This window comes from Streptomyces violaceoruber, from assembly GCF_033406955.1.
In the GTDB taxonomy this organism is placed as follows: Bacteria; Actinomycetota; Actinomycetes; order Streptomycetales; family Streptomycetaceae; genus Streptomyces; species Streptomyces violaceoruber.
The window spans coordinates 483,887-504,277 of the sequence record NZ_CP137734.1 but is presented as its reverse complement, the minus strand read 5'-3'; the positions used below and the strand labels follow the sequence as shown (position 1 = coordinate 504,277).

Below are 20,391 nucleotides of genomic sequence, written 5' to 3'. Positions count from 1 at the left end.
GGGTCAGTCTCCTCTCACGGCGAGTCGTTCGATCGCCGCCATGGGTACGGGAAGCCAGTCGGGGCGGTGCCGGGCCTCGTACAGCACCTCATACACGGCACGGTCGGTCTCGTAGGCGCGCAGCAGGCCGTGCTTCTTACGGGGGTCCCACCCGGCGCGGGCGGCGTAGCCCGCGCAGAACGCCTCCCGGCAGCGGCGCGCCCACTCCGGGCGCCACGGGCGGCGCTGCCGGGCGGCGTAGTCGAAGGACCGCAGCATCCCCGCGATGTCCCGCACGGGGGAGTGGGCGCTGCGCCGCTCGGCCAGCGGACGCGAGGGCTCGCCCTCGAAGTCGATGACGAACCAGTCGCGGCCGGCCCGCAGCACCTGCCCCAGGTGCAGGTCGCCGTGGATGCGCTGGGCGGGCGGTCCCCAGTCGCAGGTCGACAGGGCCGCGAAGGCCGCCCGCAGACCCGGGACGAAGGGCTGCAGCGCCGGTACGCAGTGCGCCGCCGCGGTCAGCCGCTCGGTCATCGCGGCCGCCGTACGGCCGTTCTCGCCGGGTGCGCCGACCGGGAAGGCGGAGGCCAGCGCGAGGTGCACGTCACCCATCGCCTGCCCCAGCTCGTGGGCCTGCACGGTGAACTCGTCCCCGGCGGCCAGCGCGTTCAGGGAGAGGGTCCAGCCGTCGGAGGCGCCGTGCAGGAAGGGCTGGAGCACGCCGAGGGTCGCCCCGTACGGATGGGTCGTGCGCATCCAGGCCACCGGCGCCGGTACCCGGCCGCAGCCCTGCCGGGCCAGCGCGTCCGGCACCTCCAGGTCGGGGTTGACGCCGGGCTGGATGCGGCGGAACAGCTTCAGGATGAACTCGTCGCCGTAGATCAGCGAGGAGTTGGACTGCTCGGCGTCCAGCAGCCGCGGCGCGAGACCGCCGGGCACCGGCCGCGCGGGGTCGGCCTCGAAGCGCAGGGGGCCCGCCTTCCCCGGGTGCCGGAACCGTTCCAGGAGCAGCTGGGCGGTCCGGGGGTCGTGCAGCGCGTCGTAGACCGTCCGACCCGCCAGCGGCCCGTCCTGCACCTGTCCGATGATGGCCCGGCCCAGCCGCGGCGACGGCTGCTCGCGCACGCCGAGCAGCAACTGGTAGCAGTCCCCGGCCGGCGGAGCACCGCCGGGGGAGGGCACGGAGCCCTGCCCGGTGTGCACCAGGAGGTGCAGACAGCCCGGGAACAGCTCGGTCATCGACAGCAGACCCAGCTCGGCCACGGGCCGGTCCTTGCCCGCGAACCAGCGCTGGCGCGGCAGCCACTGGCGCAGCAACTCGCCGAGCGACGACATCGGCTCGGCGAGCTGCCCGCGTCTCGTGCGCAGGGGTGCGGTCTTCGGCATGGTGACGCGTCCTTTCCTCGGCCCACGCTCAAGCGCGGCGGCCGATGCGGGATGCGACTCGGGTGAGCCGGAACCAGTAGAAGCCGTGGCCCCCGAGGGTCAGCAGGTACGGCAGTTCGCCGATGGCGGGGAAGCGGACCCCGCCGAACAGCTCGACCGGATGGCGTCCGGCGAACTCGCGCAGATCCAGCTCGGTGGGCTGGGCGAACCGTGCGAAGTTGTTCACGCACAGCACCAGGTCGTCCTCGTACTCCCGCAGGAAGGCGAGCACCGCCGGGTTGGAGGAGGGCAGTTCGGTGTAGGTGCCGAGGCCGAAGGCCGGGTTCTGCTTGCGGATCTCGATCATGCGCCGGGTCCAGTGCAGCAGGGAGGAGGGCGAGGCCATGGACGCCTCGACGTTCGTCACCTGGTAGCCGTAGACCGGGTCCATGATCGCGGGCAGGTAGAGGCGGCCCGGGTCACAGGTCGAGAAGCCGGCGTTGCGGTCGGGCGTCCACTGCATGGGGGTGCGCACGGCGTCGCGGTCGCCGAGCCAGATGTTGTCGCCCATGCCGATCTCGTCGCCGTAGTAGAGGATCGGGGATCCCGGGAGGGCGAGCAGCAGGGCGGTGAACAGCTCGATCTGGTCGCGGTCGTTGTCCAGCAGGGTGGCCAGCCGCCGGCGGATGCCGATGTTGGCGCGCATGCGCGGGTCCTTGGCGTACTCCGCGTACATGTAGTCGCGTTCCTCGTCGGTGACCATCTCCAGGGTCAGCTCGTCGTGGTTGCGCAGGAAGATGCCCCACTGGCAGCCGGACGGGATCGCGGGGGTCTTGGCGAGGATTTCGGAGACCGGGTAGCGGGACTCGCGGCGCACGGCCATGAAGATGCGGGGCATGACGGGGAAGTGGAAGGCCATGTGGCACTCGTCGCCGCCCGTGGAGTAGTCGCCGAAGTAGTCGACCACGTCCTCCGGCCACTGGTTGGCCTCGGCCAGCAGTACGGTGTCCGGGTACTGTGCGTCGATCTCGCGGCGCACCCGCTTGAGGAACGCGTGGGAGGCGGGCAGGTTCTCGCAGTTGGTGCCCTCCTCGGCGTACAGGTAGGGCACGGCGTCGAGACGGTAGCCGTCCACGCCCAGGTCCAGCCAGAACTTCAGGGCGGCGAGCATCTCCTCCTGCACGGCCGGGTTCTCGTAGTTGAGGTCCGGCTGGTGGGAGAAGAACCGGTGCCAGTAGTACTGGCCGCGGACCGGGTCGTAGGTCCAGTTGGAGGCCTCGGTGTCGACGAAGATGATGCGGGCGTCGGCGTACCGGGTGTCGTCGTCGGCCCAGACGTAGTAGTCGCCGTAGGGGCCGTCCGGGTTCTTGCGGGACTCCTGGAACCACGGGTGCTGGTCGCTGGTGTGGTTCATGACGAAGTCGATGATCACGCGCATGCCGCGCTGGTGCGCCGCGTCCACGAACTCCACGAAGTCGGCCAGGTCGCCGAACTCCGGCAGCACGGCGGTGTAATCGGAGACGTCGTAACCGCCGTCGCGCAGCGGTGACTTGAAGAAGGGCGGGAGCCACAGGCAGTCCACGCCGAGCCATTGCAGGTAGTCCAGCTTGGCGGTCAGGCCCTTGAGGTCGCCGACGCCGTCGCCGTTGCTGTCCTGGAAGGAGCGGACGAGGACCTCGTAGAAGACGGCTCGTTTGAACCAGTCCGGGTGCCGGTCCCCCGCGGGGGTGTCCTCGAAGGTGTCCGGTACGGGCTCGTTGACGGTCATGAGGCTCCTGACCCTCCGTTCTGCGGCGCGGCGGCGGCGGCGGACGGACGCCTGACGTGGAAGACGTGGGCGGGAGCCCGGCCGGGCTCGAGCCGCACGTAGTTCGCCCGGCCCCAGTGGTAGGTCCGGCCGGTGAGTTCGTCGTGGACCGGCACGGAGTCGTGCCAGTCCAGGCCGAGCTGCGGCATGTCGAGCGAGATCGTGGCCTCCTGGGTGCGATGCGGATCGAGGTTGGCGACCACCAGGACGACGTCGGAGCCCACGCGCTTGCTGTACGCGATGAGCGCGTCGTTGTCGGTGTGATGGAAGCGGAGGTTCCTGAGCCGGTGCAGCGCGGGGTGCTCGCGCCGGATGGTGTTGAGGCGGGTGACGAGGGGGGCGATGGTGGTGCCCTCGCGGGCGGCGCGGGTCCAGTCGCGGGGTTTGAGCTGGTACTTCTCGCTGTCGAGGTATTCCTCGCTGCCCTCGCGCAGGGGGGTGTTCTCGCAGAGTTCGTAGCCGCTGTAGATGCCCCAGGTGGGGGAGAGGGTGGCGGCGAGGACGGCGCGGACCTCGAAGGCGGGGCGGCCGCCGTGCTGGAGGTAGGCGTGCAGGATGTCGGGGGTGTTGGCGAAGAAGTTGGGCCGCATGTAGGAGGCGGCCTCCCCCGACAGTTCGGTGAGGTACTCGGTCAGTTCCTGCTTGGTGTTGCGCCAGGTGAAGTAGGTGTAGGACTGCTGGAAGCCGATCTGGGCGAGGGTGGCCATCATGGCGGGGCGGGTGAAGGCCTCGGCCAGGAAGATGACGTCGGGGTCCGTGCCGTTGATGTCGGCGATGACGCGTTCCCAGAAGGCGACGGGTTTGGTGTGGGGGTTGTCGACGCGGAAGATGCGCACGCCGTGGTCCATCCAGTGGCGCAGGATGCGGACGGTTTCGGTGGCGAGGCCGTCGGGGTCGGCGTCGAAGGCGATGGGGTAGATGTCCTGGTATTTCTTGGGCGGGTTCTCGGCGTGGGCGATGGTGCCGTCGGGGCGGTGGTGGAACCACTCGGGGTGTTTGTGGACCCAGGGGTGGTCGGGGGAGCACTGGAGGGCGAAGTCGAGGGCGATCTCCAGGCCGTGTCGGGCGGCTTCGGTGACGAAGTGGTCGAAGTCGTCGAGGGTGCCCAGGGCGGGGTGGATGCTGTCGTGGCCGCCTTCGGGGGAGCCGATGGCCCAGGGGACGCCGACGTCGTCACCGGTGGCGGAGAGGGTGTTGTTGCGGCCTTTGCGGTGGGTGGTGCCGATGGGGTGGATCGGGGGGAGGTAGACGACGTCGAAGCCCATGGCGGCGATGGCGGGCAGCCGGCGGGCGGCGGTGCGGAAGGTGCCGTGCGGGGTGTGGGGGGTGCCTTCGGAGCGGGGGAAGAACTCGTACCAGGCGCCGTAGAGGGCGCGTTCGCGTTCGACGAGCAGGGGGAGGGGGTCGGAGGAGGTGACCAGGTCCCGCAGCGGGTGGCGGGCCAGGACCGCGTCCACCTGAGGCGTCAACGCCGCCGCCAGGCGGGTGGCCACGGGCAGCGTGTCGTCGAGCAGGGCCGTGGCGGCGGCCAGCAGCACGTCCCGCCCGGAGTCCTTCGGCACTCCCGCGGCGGCCCGCCGGTACAGCTCGGACCCCTCCTCCAGCACGAGGCCGGCGTCGATGCCGGCCGGGACCTTGATCCGTGCGGCGTGCCGCCAGGTGGCGACCGGGTCGCTCCACGCCTCCACCCGGTAGGTCCAGTTGCCGGGCGCCCCTGGGGTGACGGTGGCGCCCCAGCGGTCGCTGCCCGGGGCCAGCTCCCGCATCGGCGTCCAGGGGCCCGGCCGGCCCTCCGGGTCCTTGAGCACGACGTTGGCGGCCACCGCGTCGTGCCCCTCACGGAACACGGTGGCGGTGACCTCGAACGTCTCTCCCGTCACCGCCTTCGCCGGACGCCTGCCGTACTCCACCACCGGCTGGACGTCCCGGACCGGGATACGTCCGATCCCCACGGTCGCGCTCATCCGCATCTCACCTCCGCCGTGCTCGTGGCCGGGCGCGGGCCCGGCCCATTGGGTTGGGCCGTTCGGGTCAGGCGGCGCCGGAGGGGGCCCTGTGCCCCGACGGGGCGAGCCGTTCCGGCTGTTCCTGCGCATGGGTGACCAGGCTCGTCCGCAGATACCGTTCGGCCGCGTCCGCCGCCTCGCGTGCGCACCGCTTCCCCATCAGCACGCAGAGGGTGTATCCGGAGTCCTCGAAGGTGGTCCGGACGGTGACGTCCGTGGGGGACGCCAGCATCGAGCGTTCCCAGGCGCGGTAATGCCGCAGCTGCCGGGCGACTTCGCTCTTCGCGGGGAGCAGCATGGCCGGTCACCTTCCGGACGGTCCGGGGGTACGGACGATCGGGTTCTGGACGGTCGAGTTCTTCACACATGGTGCATGGACGGTCACGCCCCGTCTTGTTGGATCTTCAACTGCTTTGCGTCACCCATTCCCGCCCGGATTCCGGCCCCGAACTGCTCGTGTTGCACGAATGGACTACCGCTCCCACTCTGGAGTGACTCAGAAGCGATCAGCGCTCACGCTTCGTGATCGGGGAGCCCGTCCCCCAAGGGACGAGGAGGAGCGAGAGCCTTCGCGGTGAGGAGCCACGACGATGAAGACCGCAGTGCCCTGCTACTACCACCTCGACGTGGAAGTGAGCCCGGAACGGGTCGGACAGGTCAGGCGCATCCTGGCCGCTCACCTCCGGTTCTGGAACCTGGAGAACCTCGTCGAACCCGTGTGCTCGGGCGCCGAGATGCTGCTGCTGGCGATCGACGAGCACGCGAGCGACAAGAACACGTCGATCGAGATGTGGTGGAACCACCAGCACCTCATCACGGCCGTAGGGGGCAACGACCACGCGCTCCGTCCCGACCAGGACCTGCGCACCTGTCTGCAGCACCTCGCGGCCAACAGCGACGGCTGGGGCTGCTGCGCCACCGACACCGGGGCGAAGGTCATCTGGTTCTCGCGCCGCGCCCGCGCCGGCGAACGCGTCCCGCTGGTCGCGACGGATCCCGAGCCGATCACCCAGGAGGGGCTGGAAGTGCCGCGAGAGATCATGCCGGTGGCCCGGGTGGCCGGCCGGGCACGTACGTCCGACGGCGTTCTGGAGGAGGCCCGGTGACCCGCGCCAGGCCGAACTGGAAGGGGTCGCCCGTGTGGAGCGGGCACCCCTATCCCCTGGGGGCCGCGTACGACGGGCAGGGCACCAACTTCGCCCTGTTCAGCGAGGTCGCCGAGCGGGTCGACCTCGTGCTCGTCGACGACGACGGCAACCACAGCACCGTCCCGCTGCCCGACGTCGACGGCTTCGTGTGGCACTGCTACCTGCCCGGCGTCGGCCCGGGGCAGCGCTACGGCTACCGGGTCCACGGCCCGTGGGCCCCGGCCGTCGGCCACCGCTGCAACCCGGCGAAGCTGCTCCTCGACCCCTATACGCGGGCCGTGGACGGGCTGGTGGACAACCACGCCTCCCTCTTCGAGCGGGCCAGGGGCAAGGCCGACCCGGGCGACAGCGCCGGGCACACCATGCTCGGCGTCGTCACCGACCCCTTCTTCGACTGGGGCGACGACCGGCCGCCCCGGCGCCCGTACTCGGAGAGCGTCATCTACGAGGCCCACGTCCGCGGCCTCAGCCGCACCCACCCCGACGTGCCCGAGGAACTGCGCGGCACCTACGCGGGGCTCGCGCACCCGGCGGTCGTGGACCACCTGACGTCCCTCGGCGTGACGGCCGTGGAGCTGATGCCGGTGCACCAGTTCGTCCACGACGGGGTGCTCCTGGACCGGGGGCTGTCCAACTACTGGGGCTACAACACCATCGGCTTCTTCGCGCCGCACAACGGCTACGCCGCCCTCGGCACCCGCGGCCAGCAGGTCAGCGAGTTCAAGTCGATGGTCAAGACCCTGCACGAGGCCGGCCTCGAAGTGATCCTCGACGTGGTCTACAACCACACCGCCGAGGGCAACGAGCGGGGCCCCACCCTCTCCTTCCGCGGCATCGACAACGCCTCGTACTACCGCCTGGTGGACGGCGACTGGCAGCACTACTACGACACCACCGGTACCGGCAACAGCCTGCTGATGCGCCACCCCTACGTGCTCCAGCTCATCATGGACTCGCTGCGGTACTGGGTCACCGAGATGCACGTCGACGGCTTCCGCTTCGACCTCGCGGCCACCCTGGCCCGGCAGTTCCACGAGGTGGACCGGCTGTCCGCGTTCTTCGACCTCATCCAGCAGGACCCGGTGATCAGCCGGGTCAAGCTGATCGCCGAACCCTGGGACGTCGGCGAGGGCGGCTACCAGGTGGGCAACTTCCCGCAGCTGTGGTCGGAGTGGAACGGCAAGTACCGAGACGCCGTACGGGACTTCTGGCGCGCCGAGGACCACTCGCTCGGCGAGTTCGCCTCCCGGCTGACCGGCTCCTCCGACCTGTACCAGCACAGCCGCCGCCGCCCCCGCGCCAGCGTCAACTTCGTCACCGCGCACGACGGCTTCACGCTGCGCGACCTCGTCTCGTACAACGACAAGCACAACGAGGCCAACGGCGAGGACAACCGGGACGGCGAGAGCCACAACCGGTCCTGGAACTGCGGCGCGGAGGGCGGCACCAAGGACCCGGCCGTCCGGGAGCTGCGCGGCCGCCAGCAGCGCAACTTCCTGGCCACCCTCCTGCTCTCCCAGGGCATCCCGATGATCTGCCACGGCGACGAACTGGGCCGCACCCAGCGGGGCAACAACAACGCCTACTGCCAGGACAACGAGATCTCCTGGATCGACTGGCGGCTCGACGGGGAGCAGCGCGCGCTGCTGGACTTCGCCCGGCGCCTGATCGCGCTGCGCGCCGACCATCCCGTACTGCGCCGGCGCCGCTTCTTCCACGGGGAGACCCTCACCCACGCCGACCAGCCGCTGCCCGACCTGGTCTGGCTGCTGCCCGACGCGCGGGAGATGACCGACGACGACTGGCAGCGCTCCGACGCGCACACCGTCGGCGTCTTCCTCAACGGCGACGCCATCGCCGAGCCCGACCCCCGCGGCCGGCCCGTGGTCGACGACTCCTTCCTGCTGCTGCTCAACAGCCACTGGGAGCCGGCCGACTTCCGGCTGCCCGACGCCGGCTACGGCGAACGCTGGACGGCCCTGGTCGACACCGCCGACCCGGACGGCGTCCCCGACGAGGCCGAGCACAAGGCGGGCACCCGGCTGACCGTGGAGCAGCGCAGCCTCGTGCTGCTCTCCCGGCCCTCCCGCACCGGCCGGTGAGCCGGTGAGATCAGCTGCCGAGGCGGCGCGCGGTCACCGTGAACTGCGCGCCGTCGGCGTCCCGGAGCACCGCCTCGTCCGCACCCAGGGACAGCACACTGCCGCCGTGCCGCTCCGCGGCGCGGGCGCAGGCCGTGACGTCCTCGACCGCGAAGTGGACCTGCCAGTGCGGCCGGACGGCCGGGTCGGGAGCCGCTCCCAGCGCTCCCGACTCGATGCGGGCCACGACCTCGCCCTCGTGGCGCAGGACCACCTCGTCGCCCTCGTACCGGACCTCGCAGCCCTGCCCGGACGCCCACTCGAAGATCTCGCCGTAGAAGATCGCTGCGTCGAAGGCGTCACGGGTGTGCAGCCGGATGAAGGCGGGACGCTTGGTGCGCCAGGCGTCCCAGTCCGAGAACAGTTCGCCCTCCCAGATGCCGAACGTCGCGCCGTCCCGGTCGGCGAGCAGGGCCGCCCGCCCCGGCGGCAGGGAGATCGGGCCGACCGCGGCGGTACCGCCGCGCTCCTGCGCCCGCGACACGGCCTCGTCCGCGCTGCGCACGGCGAAGTAGGGCGTCCAGGCCACCGCCATCTGCCACATCGCGGCGACGGCGGCGATCCCGGCGACCGGCACCCCGTCGGCCAGGGCGATCCGGAACGGCTCGCCCAGCCGGACGGGCCGCCACCGCCAGCCCAGCACGGCGGAGTAGAAGTCCTCGGTGGCCTTCAGATCACGGCTGGTGAGACTCACCCAGCAGGGGGCCCCGTACACGGAGTGCGTGGACAGGAGGCTCTCCCCGCGGGTGGAGGAGGTCGTGTCGTGGTTCATGGCAGTCGCGTCCTGGTCTCGTCCACCGGCAGTCACCGGCTCCACACCAGTGTCCGGCCGGGAGTGCGGCGGGCGCCTGGCGAGTACCCCGCACATGGCGCCGAAACGGAGGCCCCGAGGTGACCGTGCCCCCCACCGACGTGCGCCCGGACCCCGGGCCGGACTCCGACCCGGACCAGATCTTCCGGCTGCAGGAGCAGGTGCGGCAGCTCAAGGAGGCGGTCGTCTCGCACGCCGTCGTCGATCAGGCCATAGGGGTGGTCATCGCCCTCGGCGGGGTGACGCCGGACGAGGGGTGGATCGTCCTGAAGGAAGTTTCCCAGCATACGAACATCAAACTCCGCAATGTGGCGGAAGCGATACTCATCTGGGGGCGCACCGGAGTGATACCGCCGGACATCCTGACCGCCCTGGAGGACCGCCTGGGGCGGCCCGGGCTCAGCGGGCCTCCGCCAGGATCTCCTCACGTATCCGGTCGAAGCAGCCGGTGAGCAGCCGGGAGACGTGCATCTGCGAGATGCCGAGCTGCTGGGCGATGCGGCTCTGGGTCATCCCTCCGAAGAAGCGCAGGTAGAGGATGGTGCGTTCGCGCTCGGGCAGTGCCTCCAGGCAGGGCCGGACGGCCACCCGGTCCACCACCGCGTCGAAGGCGGGATCGGGGCCGCCCAGCGCGTCGCCGAGGGCGTACCCGTCGGTGCCGGGCATCTCCGCCTCCAGCGACAGGGCCGAGAAGCACTCCAGGGCCTCCATGCCGGTGCGCACCTCGGCGGTGGTCAGCTGCGCGTGCTCGGCGATCTCCTCGACGGTCGGGGCACGCCCCGGCGTGGTCTGCGCCAGTTCCTTCGCCGACTTGCGGACCCGGTTGCGCAGGTCCTGGATCCGGCGGGGTACGTGCAGCGTCCACATGTGGTCGCGGAAATGCCGTTTGATCTCACCGGTCACGGTCGGCACCGCGTACGCCTCGAAGGCGTGGCCGCGCTCCGGGTCGTAGTGGTCGACGGCCTTGACCAGGCCTAGGGCCGCCACCTGATAGAGATCCTCCAGGTTCTCGCCGCGGCCCCGGAAGCGGACGGCGATCCGCTCGGCCATGGGCAGCCAGACCCGGATCAGATCGTCCCGCAGCGCCTTGCGCTCCGGTCCCTCGGGCAGCCCGGCGAGCCGTTCGAACGCCGCGGCCGTGTCGGGAGCGTCGTCGTGCGGGTGGGGCTGGGTTCTGCCGGCGACACGCATCACGCGCACCTCCCTCAGCAGGGGTGCTGGCAAGTCCTCGTATATATGGATACTGAGCGCGAATCCCCCGGACGGCCACTCGAACGGCTGCCTGCCGGTGACCGGTGCGGCCGCCCCGTCGCGGGACGTGATGTGCGGCACGCTCCCGGTGATCGCGCGCACCGGCGTCGGCGGATCGTCGCTGGGCAGCGCTTGATCACCGATCAAAAAGGACGAAGCCCCTGGCCACGGCGCATTCCGCTCATTTGACAGTGTGCTGAGCGTACGGATAGGAAGCAGCGTCGAGAGGTCGAGAGGGGCACCGTGTACGAGCCGAACGTGGTCGGGGACTGGCAGGAGTACGACGAGCACCCCGGCCTGCGGGTCCGCGTCCACCGTCTTGAGCCGGCCGAGCCGCCGCGGGGCCGCGACGACGCCGCCGAGGGGCTGACGTACTTCCGGGTCCGGGTGACCGTCGAGAACCGGGGCGTACGGCACCTCGGCATCCACCTGGAGGACGGCCAGATCGACGTGCGGATCGGCCCCGACGGGGAGAGCGCCTTCCTCGACTGGCGCAACTCCCAGTTCATCGAGGGCTTCGACGTCTACCCGCTGCGCCGGGCCACCGCCGTGCTCTACGCGGCCGGCCCGGAGGCGAGCCTGAGCCAGGTCGACGTCCAGGTGCAGCTGAGGGTGGATGAGGAGTGGGCCGACCGCCGGCTGTGGAGCGGCGCCCCCGGACTGCCCGACGGCGCCGGCGCCGCCCCGTGCGGCGGGGTGCGGGACGAGGGCCTCGTACACCAGGTGAGCGCGTACCTGCGGGGCCAGTCGGAGGAGGGCACCGCCTGACCCGCCGGGCGGCCGCCGCTCAGTGCGCGATGCCGTCGATGATCTCCCGGGCGCCCTGCCGCAGCAGGGCCACCGCGACCGACGTGCCCAGGGTCGCCGGGTCGAGGCGGCCGGCCCACTCGTGCGCGTTCAGCCGGACCTTGCCGTCGGGGGTGAACACGCAGGCCCGCAACGAGAGTTCACCGCTCCGGTCCACCTGTGCGTGCCCGGCGATCGGGCTGTTGCAGTGCCCCTGCAGGACGTGCAGGAACATCCGCTCCGCCGTGGCCTCCCGGTGCGTGCGGGGGTCGCCGAGTGCGCTGACCGCCTCGATCAGCGCACGGTCGCCCTCGCGGCACTGCAGGGCGAGGATGCCCGCGCCGATCGGCGGCGTCATCGTCTCGGTGGACAGGACCTCGCTGATCACGTCGGTCCGGCCGATGCGCTCCAGCCCGGAGACGGCGAGCAGCAGCGCGTCCGCCTCGCCCGCGGCCAGCTTCGCCAGCCGCCGGTTGGCGTTGCCGCGGAAGGGGACGCACCGCAGGTGCGGGTGGGTGGCGGCCAGCTGGGCGACACGGCGCACGGAGGACGTGCCGACCCGCGTCCCGTCCGGCAGCTCGTCCAGCGTGAGCCCGTCCGGGTGGACGAGCGCGTCCCGCACGTCGTCCCGCTTCAGGAACGCGGCGAAGACCGTACCGGCGGGCAGCGGCCGGTCGGCGGGCACGTCCTTGACGCAGTGCACCGCGAGATCGGCCTCGCCCGACAGCAGGGCGGCGTCGACCTCCTTGGTGAACGCGCCCTTGCCCTCCACCTGGGACAGGTCACCGAGCCACTTGTCGCCGGTGGTCCGCACCGGTACGACCTCGGTGCGGACGCCGGGGTGGAGGGCGGCCAACTCGGCCCGGACGCGCTCGACCTGAGCCAGTGCCATGGGGGAGTCGCGGGAGACGATGCGGATGAGTTCGGGGGCGGACATGCGCACACGATAGTGCTCCGGGGGCGCCCGGGCCGACCGCTTCGCCCGACCGGCCCACTGTCCGCCCCCGGGGTCAGGCGTTCGGGTCGAAGGGGATGCCGGCGGGCTTGGCGGCGGCCAGGTGGGAGGCGAAGCTGCCGTCCTTGAGGCCGAAGTTGGCGCTGCCGAAGTCGTAGCCGCTCAGTTTCTCGCGCAGGCCCGCCGGATAGCCGTTCCAGCCCACCAGGGCCGGGTACTGCCAGGCGCCCTTGTGGTTCTCCGGGGGCTCGTCGCCCGCGGTCGCCGGGCGGAAGCAGTGGGTGCCGATGCCGTCCTTGTGGTAGACGATCTTCGGGTGGGTGCCGTCGAAGCGGACGGCGGAGCGCTCGTGCACGCTGAACGAGCCGTGGTTCGAGGTCGACACGTACTGCACGGTGCCCTCCCTCACCCACACCACCACGTGCTCCCAGTCGTGCCGGTGGCCGCCGAGGCTCGTCCCGGGCAGGGCCTGGTCCTTCTCGAAGTAGAGGCCGTAGATGTAGGCGCACCAGTCGCCGTCGCACTTGGCACGCGCGTAGCCGTTGGTGTTGTCCAGGTCGGAGGCGTCCCGGCAGTTGCCGTTGAGCGCCCCGGTCGGGTTCAGTCCGCCGTTGACCGCTCCGTCGGCGCCGATGGCCGGGGTGGGATAGCAGCCGTCGGTGTCGTAGTCGTAGGCGGGCTGGTACATCCGCTCCAGGCCGTCGGCGTTGCCGGGCAGCCCCGGCGGCGGGGCGGCGAAGGCGGTGGCGGGAAAGGCGACGACGAGGGCGAGGGCACCGAGCGGTACGGTGAGCCATCTCCGGCGGGGCGTCGTGGGGGTACGCGGGGACATCGTGTCCTCCTCGGGCTGGCGCAGCCCAACGGCTGTGGGGGGAAGGGGAGTTCAGGGTCCCCTCTTTTCCCTCCCGCGCCAAGGGCGCACGGGCGTCCCCGCGGTGAAGGCGAGCCCAACACCTGACCCGCAGTCACACTCTCACGCCAGGTCGTCCGGCAGGTCCGCGGCCGACTCCTCGGGTGCCAGGTCCGGACGGAGCCTGAGCCAGGACGGCTGGCGCAGCATGCCCTCCCGGGTGCGGGTGCTGTAGCGGACCTCGCCGACCAGCCGGGGCACGACCCAGCGCGCCCCCGGCACCCGCGGCACCGGGTCGAAGGGGCAGACGTCACTGGCCGCGGCCGCCAGCAGCGCGGCCAGCTCGGTGCGCTCGCCCGCGCTCCAGCCGGTGCCGACCCCGCCGACGTAGCGCAGCCGGCCAGCGGCGCGCTGGCCGACCAGGACGGCGCCCGGGAGACCGCCGAGCCGCCCCTTGCCGGGCAGCCAGCCGCCCACCACGACGTCCTCGCTGCGCATGTTGCGGATCTTGATCCAGGCCCGGGAGCGGACCCCGGGCTCGTACACCGAGTCCAGCCGCTTGCACACCAGCCCCTCCAGGCCGTGCTCGCGGGTGGCCCGCAGGGCCTGTGCGCCGTGCCCGACCAGCGCGGCCGGGGTCGACCACGACGGCCCGTTCAGCCCGAGGTCCGTGAGCCGCTCACGGCGGCCGGTGTAGGGCAGGCGCAGCAGGGAGCGGCCCGCCAGGTGCAGGGCGTCGAAGAGCACCAGGTGGACGGGGACCTTCGCCGCCCGGTGCGCCGCCCGGGCCGGGGTGTGCGCGAGGCCCATCCGGGACTGGAGCAACTGGAAATCGGCACGGCCCTGTTCGTCCAGGGCCAGCACCTCCCCGTCCAGTACGGCGGGGGTCCCGCCGAGCGCGGTGGCGAGCGGAGCCAGTTCCGGATAGGCGGCGGTGATGTCCTGGCCGGAGCGGGCACGCAGCAGGACGCTTCCGTCGCCGGGCAGGTAGACCACCACCCGCTGTCCGTCCTGCTTGGTCTCGTAGGCCCAGCGCGTGTCCTGCCCGGCGGGCGGCAGGGTGCCGGGGGTGGCGAGCATCGGAGGGATCGGCGGCAGCTCCACGGGTCAGTACTCGACCCGCCGGGGCGCCGTCACGCGCGTTGCCCGCCAGGTTCGCCTGAACGGCGCCGGACCCGGGCGGGACCGGCGCCGTCGCCGTCAGCGGACGGAGGCGGGCTCCGACGCGGCACCGTCGGCCGGAACCGGGCCCGCCGGGGTGCCGGCCGGGCGGTGCCGGGGGATGAAGGACGCGAGGGCGGTGGCCAGCAGGGCCGCGCCCGCGCCGATGGCCATGACCACCTTGAACGCGTTCTCGGACGGCAGGGCGAAGCCGCCGAGGTCGATGGTCATCTGGGCCAGGATCACACCGGCGATGGCACTGGCGACCGACGTGCCGAGCGACCGCATCAGGGTGTTGAGGCTGTTCGCGGCGGCCGTCTCGCTCGGCGGCACCGCACCCATGATCAGCGACGGCATGGCGCCGTAGGCGAAGCCGATGCCCGCGCTGATGACGCAGGAGACCAGGACCAGGTGCCAGACCTCGGCCATCAGCACGATGTTCAGGCCGTAGCCGGCCGCCACGATCAGGGCGCCGATCATCAGCGTCACCTTCGGTCCCCTGGACTTGGAGACCTTCGCGGAGACCGGGGCGAACGCCATCATCACCAAACCGGACGGCGCCATCACCAGACCCGTGGTCAGCAGCGAGCGGCCGAGTCCGTAACCGGTGGCCTCGGGCAACTGCAGCAGCTGCGGAAGGACGAGGGACATCGCGAACATCGAGAAGCCGATGGCGACGGACGCCAGGTTGGTGAACAGCACCTGGCGGCGGGCGGTGGTGCGCAGGTCCACCAGGGGCTCCGGGGTGTGCAGCTCCCACCAGCCCCAGACCAGCAGGATCACCACGGCCGCCGCGAACAGGCCCAGGGTGGTGCCCGAGGTCCAGCCCCAGTCGCCGCCCTTGGAGATGGCCAGCAGCAGGCTCGCGAGGCCGGCGGCCATGCCGATGCCGCCGAGCAGGTCGAAGCGGCCGCCGGTGCGTACCGCCGACTCGGGTACGAGTGTCAGCACGAGCACCAGGGACACCGCTCCGAGCGTGCCGGAGAGCCAGAACAGCATGTGCCAGTCGAGCTTGTCCGCGATCAGCGCGGCGGCGGGCAGGCCGAGCGCGCCGCCGACGCCGAGGGAGGCGCTCATCACCGCGGTGGCACCGGCCAGCCGCTCGACGGGCAGTTCGTCGCGCATGATGCTGATGCCGAGCGGGATCACGGCGGCCGACAGGCCCTGCAGGGCGCGGCCGACGACCATCGGGACCAGCGCGTCGCTCAGGCCGCAGACCGCCGAACCGGCGATCAGCAGCACCAGGCTGAGCAGCAGCATCCGCCGCTTGCCGAACATGTCGCCGAGCCGGCCGACGACCGGAGTGGCCACCGCGGAGGCGAGCAGCGTGGCGGTCACCGCCCAGGCCGCGTCCGAGGCCGACGCGTCCAGGAGCTTCGGCAGCTCCGGGATGATCGGGATGACCAGGGTCTGCATCAGAGCGACGACGATCCCGGCCAGGGCCAGTACCGCCACCACGGCGTTCGGCCGTGGTGAGGCGGGGGAAGCGGGCATGGAAGAGCCTTTCGAGCGATGAGTTCCCCGACGGGCGGGAGAAACCGGAATGCGAACCTTTAAGTCAGTCGCTTGAAGTATCCTACGGGGTGTGCGGAGCGAACGCCCGTCCGGGCCGGTCGGCGATGTCCCGCCGCCGCGCCGTAGGCTTTCGTGAGAACCCGCCGTACGTCGGCGGACCTGCGACGACTCGAGGGACTGGTCGTCGCGGGCGGTGCGGAGAGAGTCCCGGCGCGGTGGTGATCATGGCGGGCAAAGCGGTCCGGACGGAACAGGTCAGCGCGACCCGGCAGCTGATCCTGACCACCGCTGAGCGGCTGTTCGCCGAGCACGGGGTGTACGCGGTCTCCAACCGCCAGGTCAGCGAGGCCGCCGGGCAGGGCAACAACGCCGCGGTCGGCTACCACTTCGGCACCAAGACGGACCTCGTCCGGGCCATCGCACAGCGCCACTCGGAGCGGGTCGAGGAGCTGCGCGCCCGGCAACTCGCCGCCCTCGGCGACTCGCCCGACCTGCGCGACTGGGTGGACTGCCTGGTCCGTCCCCAGTTCGACCACCTGGCGGCGCTGGGCAGCCCCACCTGGTACGCGCGGTTCTGCGCCCAGGTCATGACCGACCCGGCGCTGCGGCAGATCATGACCGAGGAGTCCCGCGCCTCCGTCTCCCTGCGGGCGATCATCGTGGGGCGCAACCGGTGCATGCCCGCGCTGCCGGACGAAGTCCGCGCGGAGCGGGGCGACATGGCCCGGCACCTCATCGTGCACACGGCGGAGGAGCGCGAGCGGGCCCTGGCGGAGAACCGCCCGACCCCGCGCGCCAGCTGGCAGGACGCGGCCGACGGCCTCGTCGACGCGATCGTGGGCATGTGGCTGGCGCCCGTCACGCCCCGGGGCGGGGTGACGGGCGTCGGCAGGTGAAGAGGTGCGGTCAACCGGATGAGGCGGATCCGGGTCACGGTGTCCTCGGCGGCGCCCCGGCGCGGCGTCGCCCCGGCGCGGCGTCGCCCCGGCGCGGCGTCGCCCCGGGCGACGGTGGCGACCGGGACGACGGACGGCGCCTGCCTCGCCGCCTGCCGCGCGCGGAGCGCCGGGGTTCGCGGCTGCGAGGGGGCGGCGCGGTGGGCCGGCCGGTCGAAGCCCGTCGCACGTCGGCGTCGCACGTCGGCGTCGGACGTCGGCGTTGCTCACCGCACTTCGGCGTCGTGTGCCGTCCGTGACCCGAGGGCGGGCGGTGTCGGGGGCGGGGCCGGCTCGCGCGGGCCGCACTGGAGCAGCCTGCCCACGGCGGGCAGCGCCACCGCACGGCTGTGAGGGGCGGCGCGGTGGGCCGGCCGGTCGAAGCCCGTCGCACGTCGGCGTCGCACTTCGGCGTCGCGTGTCGTCCGTGACCCGAGGGCGGGCGGTGTCGGGGGCGGGGCCGGCTCGCGCGGGCCGCACTGGAGCAGCCTGCCCACGGCAGGCAGCGCCACCGCGCGGCTGTGAGGAGCGGCGCGGTGGGCCGGCCGGTCGACAGCCCGTCGGACGTCGGCGTCGCACGTCGGCGTCGGACGTCGGCGTTGCTCACCGCACGTCGGCGTCGTGTGCCGTCCGTGACCCGAGGGCAGGCGGGGCCGGGGGCGGGGCCGGCTCGCGCAGGCCGTACAGGAGCAGCCTGCCCACGGCGGGCAGCGCCACCAGCGGCAGCAGGGCCGTCCCCAGCGAGGACGCGTCGGCCAGTGCGCCCAGTGCCGGGGCGGCGAGCCCGCCGACGCTCACCGCGAGGCCCAGAGTCACCCCGCTCGCCGTCCCCACCCGGCGCGGCAGATAGTCCTGGCCCAGCGTGATGTGCAGGGAGAACGGCACGTACAGCCCCGCCGACGTCAGGGCGACGAACAGGTACACCGGGGGACCGGGCACGAGGACGACCCCGGCCACCGCGAGGACCGTCAGGACGTACGACCGCCGCACCACCCTCAGCCGCCCGTACCGGTCCGCGAGCCGGCCCCCGGCGACGGTGCCCACCGCGCCGCCCAGGTAGAGCACGAACAGCGCCGCCGTCCCCGCCGCGCTGCCGCCGCCCACCCGCTCCCGCACGTACAGCGCCACGAACGTGCTCAGGCCGGCGAACACGACGGAACGGCACACGACGGCGCCGGTGAGCCGCAGGAAGGACGCCCAGTCGTCGCTCCCCGCCGCCACCGCCGTACGGCCGCCCGCCGCCCGCGCCGCCCGCGCCGCCCCGGCCGAACGCACCGCCACCCCGCACAGCACGGCCCCCGCCACCGCGGGCAGCGCCAGCAGCCAGGACGCACCGAGGCCCCCGCCCCCGACGACGGCCCACACCAGCGGCGGGGCCAGCGCGAAGCCGACGTTGCCGCCCAGGGAGAACCACCCCATCGCCGTATGGCTGCCCCCTGCCGCCGCCCGCGCCGCCCGTGCCGCCTCCGGGTGGTACGCGGCGATCCCCACACCGCCCGCCGCGACGGCCGCGAGGGTGAGCGGGTAGGAGTCGGTGACGCCCCCGAGGGCGACGCCCGCCCCGGCGGTCAGCGTGCTCGACGGCAGCAGCCACGGCAGCGCCCGCCGGTCGGTGAGGGCCCCGAACAGTGGCTGCACCAGCGACGACAGCAACGAGGCGGCGAGGACGACGCCCGAGGCGGCGGCGTAGCCGTACGCCCGCTCGGCGACGAAGTACGGCACCAGGGCGGCCACGCTGCCCTGGTAGACGTCGACGCAGGCGTGGCCGAAGGACAGCAGGACGAGGGGCCGGTCGCGAGTGGGAGTCACCCGTCGATCGTCACGCGTACCGGGACTGGCCCGCTTTCGATAACCTGCCGGATTGTGTCGAACATCCGCCACACGAACATCCGCCACACGAACGTCGGTCAACCCGGCCTCCGCCAACCGGACATCCGTCAACCGGGCATCCGTCAACCGGGCATCCGTGAATCGGCCATCCGTCAACCGGACGTCCGCCACACCCCGGTCGCCCCGACCCGCTCCCAGCGGCTGGACGCCGGGCAGCGGATCGACGCCCACCGGCACGACGAGCACCAGATCGTCCACGCCGGGTCCGGCGTCGTAGCCGTCACCACCGAGTCCGGCACCTGGTTCGCGCCGGGGACGCGCGCCATCTGGATCCCGGCCGGCACCGTGCACGCCCACCGCGCCCACGGCCGACTCGACCTGCACCTGGTCGGCCTGCCCGCCGACGCCAACCCGCTCGGCCTGGACAGCCCCGCCGTCCTCGCCGTCGGCCCGCTGCTGCGCGAACTGATCGTCGCCTACACCCTCGACCCCCGCGACACGGGCCCGGAACGCGGCCGCCTCCTGGCCGTGCTGTGCGACCAGTTGCGCGCCTCGCCGCAGCAGCCCCTGCGCCTGCCCACCCCCAGGGACCCCCGGCTGGCCGAGGTCTGCGCGCTGGTCCACGCCGACCCCGCGGACACCCGCACCCTCGCCGCCCTCGGTGCCGCCACCGGCACCGCGGAACGCACCCTCAGCCGGCTCTTCCGCCGCGAGTTCGGCATGACCTTCCCCCAGTGGCGCACCCAGTCCCGCCTCTACCACGCCCTGCGCATGCTCGCCGACGACCTGCCCGTGACCACCGTCGCCCACCGTTGCGGCTGGTCCTCCGCCAGCGCGTTCATCGACGTCTTCCGGCGTGCGTTCGGCTGTACGCCCGGAACCCACAACCGCCGGGTGGGAACCGCTCACCCCCCGGTTCTTACCGTCGAGTAATATCGCCCGGCAGGCCCCCATGAGGAGGAACCGTGTCACGGTCCGAACGCTCACCCCTGCTGCTCGCCGGCCTGCTGGCCACCGCGGGTGTCGCCCATTTCGCCCAGCCCCGCCCGTTCGACGCCACCGTCCCGCGCTCCCTGCCGGGCTCTCCCCGGGCCTGGACGTACGCCAGCGGCGTCGCCGAGCTCGCGCTGGCCGCCGGACTCGCCGTGCCGCGCACCCGCAGGGCCGCCGCGCTGAGTGCCGCGGCCTTCTTCGTCGGGGTGTTCCCCGCCAACGTCAAGATGGCCTGGGACTGGCGGCACCGCCCCGCCCCGCAGCAGGCCGCCGCCCTCGGACGGCTGCCCGTGCAGGTGCCGCTCGTACTGTGGGCCCGCGCCGTCGCCCAGAGCACCGGGAGCCGGTCATGAGCGCGCTTCCCGCCGTGGGCGACACCGTCGAGGACTTCACGCTGCCGGACGAGACCGGCACCCCGCGCCGCCTGTCCGAACTGCTCGCCGACGGCCCGGTCGTCCTCTTCTTCTACCCCGCCGCCCTGACCACCGGCTGCACCGCGGAGGCCTGTCACTTCCGCGACCTCGCCGCCGAGTTCGCCGCGGTCGGCGCCCGGCCCGTCGGCGTCAGCGGCGACCCCGTCGAACGCCAGCAGGAGTTCGCCGGGCGCCACACCCTGGGCATGCCGCTGCTGTCCGACACCGACGGTGCGGTCCGCGAGCGGTTCGGGGTGAAGCGGGGCTTCAGCCTGGCTCCCACCAAGCGGGTCACCTTCGTCGTCGGGCAGGACCGCACCCTGCTGGAGGTCGTCCGCAGCGAGATCAGGATGAACACGCACGCCGACCGCGCCCTCGCCGCGCTCCGCGCTCACCGACCGTGACGGGGCCACCCGCGCCCCGCCCCGGTTGATACCGCATCGTC

The 20,391-nt window shown here is 72.6% G+C and carries 19 protein-coding genes; 8 read left to right on the top strand and 11 right to left on the bottom strand.

What is annotated here, in order from left to right; all coding sequences use genetic code 11:
* Positions 1–3 precede the first annotated feature (3 nt).
* The 4 genes from R2E43_RS02470 to R2E43_RS02455 form a co-directional block, all read right to left on the bottom strand.
* Positions 4–1,365, bottom strand: coding sequence for a maltokinase N-terminal cap-like domain-containing protein (locus R2E43_RS02470; RefSeq protein WP_011031593.1), 1,362 nt, complete (start codon positions 1,363–1,365; stop codon positions 4–6).
* 28 nt (positions 1,366–1,393) lie between these two features.
* Complete coding sequence (gene treS, locus R2E43_RS02465; RefSeq protein WP_003971807.1) at positions 1,394–3,112, bottom strand: maltose alpha-D-glucosyltransferase; 1,719 nt, start codon at positions 3,110–3,112, stop codon at positions 1,394–1,396.
* Complete coding sequence (locus tag R2E43_RS02460) at positions 3,109–5,121, bottom strand: alpha-1,4-glucan--maltose-1-phosphate maltosyltransferase (protein ID WP_332055858.1); 2,013 nt, start codon at positions 5,119–5,121, stop codon at positions 3,109–3,111. The genes treS and R2E43_RS02460 overlap by 4 nt, the downstream gene beginning before the upstream one ends.
* 61 nt (positions 5,122–5,182) lie before the next feature.
* Positions 5,183–5,455, bottom strand: coding sequence for a DUF5133 domain-containing protein (locus R2E43_RS02455; RefSeq protein WP_003971805.1), 273 nt, complete (start codon positions 5,453–5,455; stop codon positions 5,183–5,185).
* A gap of 292 nt (positions 5,456–5,747) precedes the next feature.
* On the opposite strand from R2E43_RS02455, the gene R2E43_RS02450 reads away from it, so the two are divergent.
* Positions 5,748–6,263: a hypothetical protein gene (locus R2E43_RS02450; RefSeq protein ID WP_003971804.1), complete on the top strand. Its 516-nt coding sequence runs from the start codon at positions 5,748–5,750 to the stop codon at positions 6,261–6,263.
* Positions 6,260–8,407 carry a glycogen debranching protein GlgX gene (glgX, locus tag R2E43_RS02445; protein ID WP_003971803.1) on the top strand — a complete coding sequence of 716 codons (2,148 nt, stop codon included), beginning with the start codon at positions 6,260–6,262 and terminating at the stop codon, positions 8,405–8,407. Before R2E43_RS02450 ends, glgX begins: the two co-directional genes overlap by 4 nt.
* Positions 8,408–8,417: 10 nt before the next feature.
* Here the strand turns inward: glgX and R2E43_RS02440 are convergent, their stop codons facing one another.
* Entirely contained in the window at positions 8,418–9,218 is an 801-nt protein-coding gene (locus R2E43_RS02440) for a VOC family protein (protein ID WP_030868693.1), read from the bottom strand.
* A gap of 119 nt (positions 9,219–9,337) precedes the next feature.
* Between R2E43_RS02440 and R2E43_RS02435 the strand changes: the two genes are divergently transcribed.
* On the top strand, positions 9,338–9,709 hold the full coding sequence (locus R2E43_RS02435) for an ANTAR domain-containing protein (RefSeq protein ID WP_030868695.1): 372 nt from the start codon (positions 9,338–9,340) through the stop codon (positions 9,707–9,709).
* Here R2E43_RS02435 and R2E43_RS02430 read toward each other — a convergent pair.
* Positions 9,657–10,448, bottom strand: a complete 792-nt coding sequence (locus R2E43_RS02430; RefSeq protein ID WP_011031598.1) for a SigB/SigF/SigG family RNA polymerase sigma factor — start codon at positions 10,446–10,448, stop codon at positions 9,657–9,659. The two genes, R2E43_RS02435 and R2E43_RS02430, sit on opposite strands and share 53 nt — an antisense overlap.
* A gap of 303 nt (positions 10,449–10,751) precedes the next feature.
* On the opposite strand from R2E43_RS02430, the gene R2E43_RS02425 reads away from it, so the two are divergent.
* On the top strand, positions 10,752–11,276 hold the full coding sequence (locus tag R2E43_RS02425) for a hypothetical protein (RefSeq protein ID WP_030868699.1): 525 nt from the start codon (positions 10,752–10,754) through the stop codon (positions 11,274–11,276).
* A 19-nt stretch (positions 11,277–11,295) separates the two neighbouring features.
* Here R2E43_RS02425 and hemC read toward each other — a convergent pair whose 3' ends face one another.
* From hemC to R2E43_RS02405, 4 genes are all read right to left on the bottom strand, one after another.
* Positions 11,296–12,237 (bottom strand): hydroxymethylbilane synthase, encoded by a 942-nt coding sequence (gene hemC / locus R2E43_RS02420; protein ID WP_198653240.1) that lies wholly within the window; start codon positions 12,235–12,237, stop codon positions 11,296–11,298.
* 67 nt (positions 12,238–12,304) lie between these two features.
* Entirely contained in the window at positions 12,305–13,081 is a 777-nt protein-coding gene (locus tag R2E43_RS02415; RefSeq protein ID WP_319119789.1) for an NPP1 family protein, read from the bottom strand.
* 141 nt (positions 13,082–13,222) lie between these two features.
* Positions 13,223–14,203, bottom strand: a complete 981-nt coding sequence (locus R2E43_RS02410; RefSeq protein WP_003971796.1) for an ATP-dependent DNA ligase — start codon at positions 14,201–14,203, stop codon at positions 13,223–13,225.
* Positions 14,204–14,299: 96 nt separating this feature from the next.
* Positions 14,300–15,754, bottom strand: coding sequence for an MFS transporter (locus tag R2E43_RS02405; RefSeq protein ID WP_011031600.1), 1,455 nt, complete (start codon positions 15,752–15,754; stop codon positions 14,300–14,302).
* Between the two features lie 245 nt (positions 15,755–15,999).
* On the opposite strand from R2E43_RS02405, the gene R2E43_RS02400 reads away from it, so the two are divergent.
* Positions 16,000–16,671 (top strand): TetR/AcrR family transcriptional regulator, encoded by a 672-nt coding sequence (locus tag R2E43_RS02400; protein WP_191850862.1) that lies wholly within the window; start codon positions 16,000–16,002, stop codon positions 16,669–16,671.
* A gap of 642 nt (positions 16,672–17,313) precedes the next feature.
* On the opposite strand, the gene R2E43_RS02395 is transcribed toward R2E43_RS02400, so the two are convergent.
* The gene (locus tag R2E43_RS02395; protein ID WP_332055857.1) at positions 17,314–18,519 is read right to left on the bottom strand and encodes an MFS transporter; all 1,206 of its coding nucleotides are present in this window, start codon (positions 18,517–18,519) and stop codon (positions 17,314–17,316) included.
* 123 nt (positions 18,520–18,642) lie between these two features.
* On the opposite strand from R2E43_RS02395, the gene R2E43_RS02390 reads away from it, so the two are divergent.
* The 3 genes from R2E43_RS02390 to R2E43_RS02380 are packed head-to-tail and all read left to right on the top strand — an operon-like array spanning position 18,643 to position 20,350.
* A complete protein-coding gene (locus R2E43_RS02390) occupies positions 18,643–19,473 on the top strand; it encodes a helix-turn-helix transcriptional regulator (RefSeq protein ID WP_332057100.1) in 831 nt (276 codons plus the stop codon).
* A gap of 32 nt (positions 19,474–19,505) precedes the next feature.
* Positions 19,506–19,886, top strand: coding sequence for a DoxX family protein (locus R2E43_RS02385; protein WP_003971791.1), 381 nt, complete (start codon positions 19,506–19,508; stop codon positions 19,884–19,886).
* Complete coding sequence (locus R2E43_RS02380) at positions 19,883–20,350, top strand: peroxiredoxin (protein ID WP_003971790.1); 468 nt, start codon at positions 19,883–19,885, stop codon at positions 20,348–20,350. Before R2E43_RS02385 ends, R2E43_RS02380 begins: the two co-directional genes overlap by 4 nt.
* Positions 20,351–20,391: the final 41 nt, after the last annotated feature.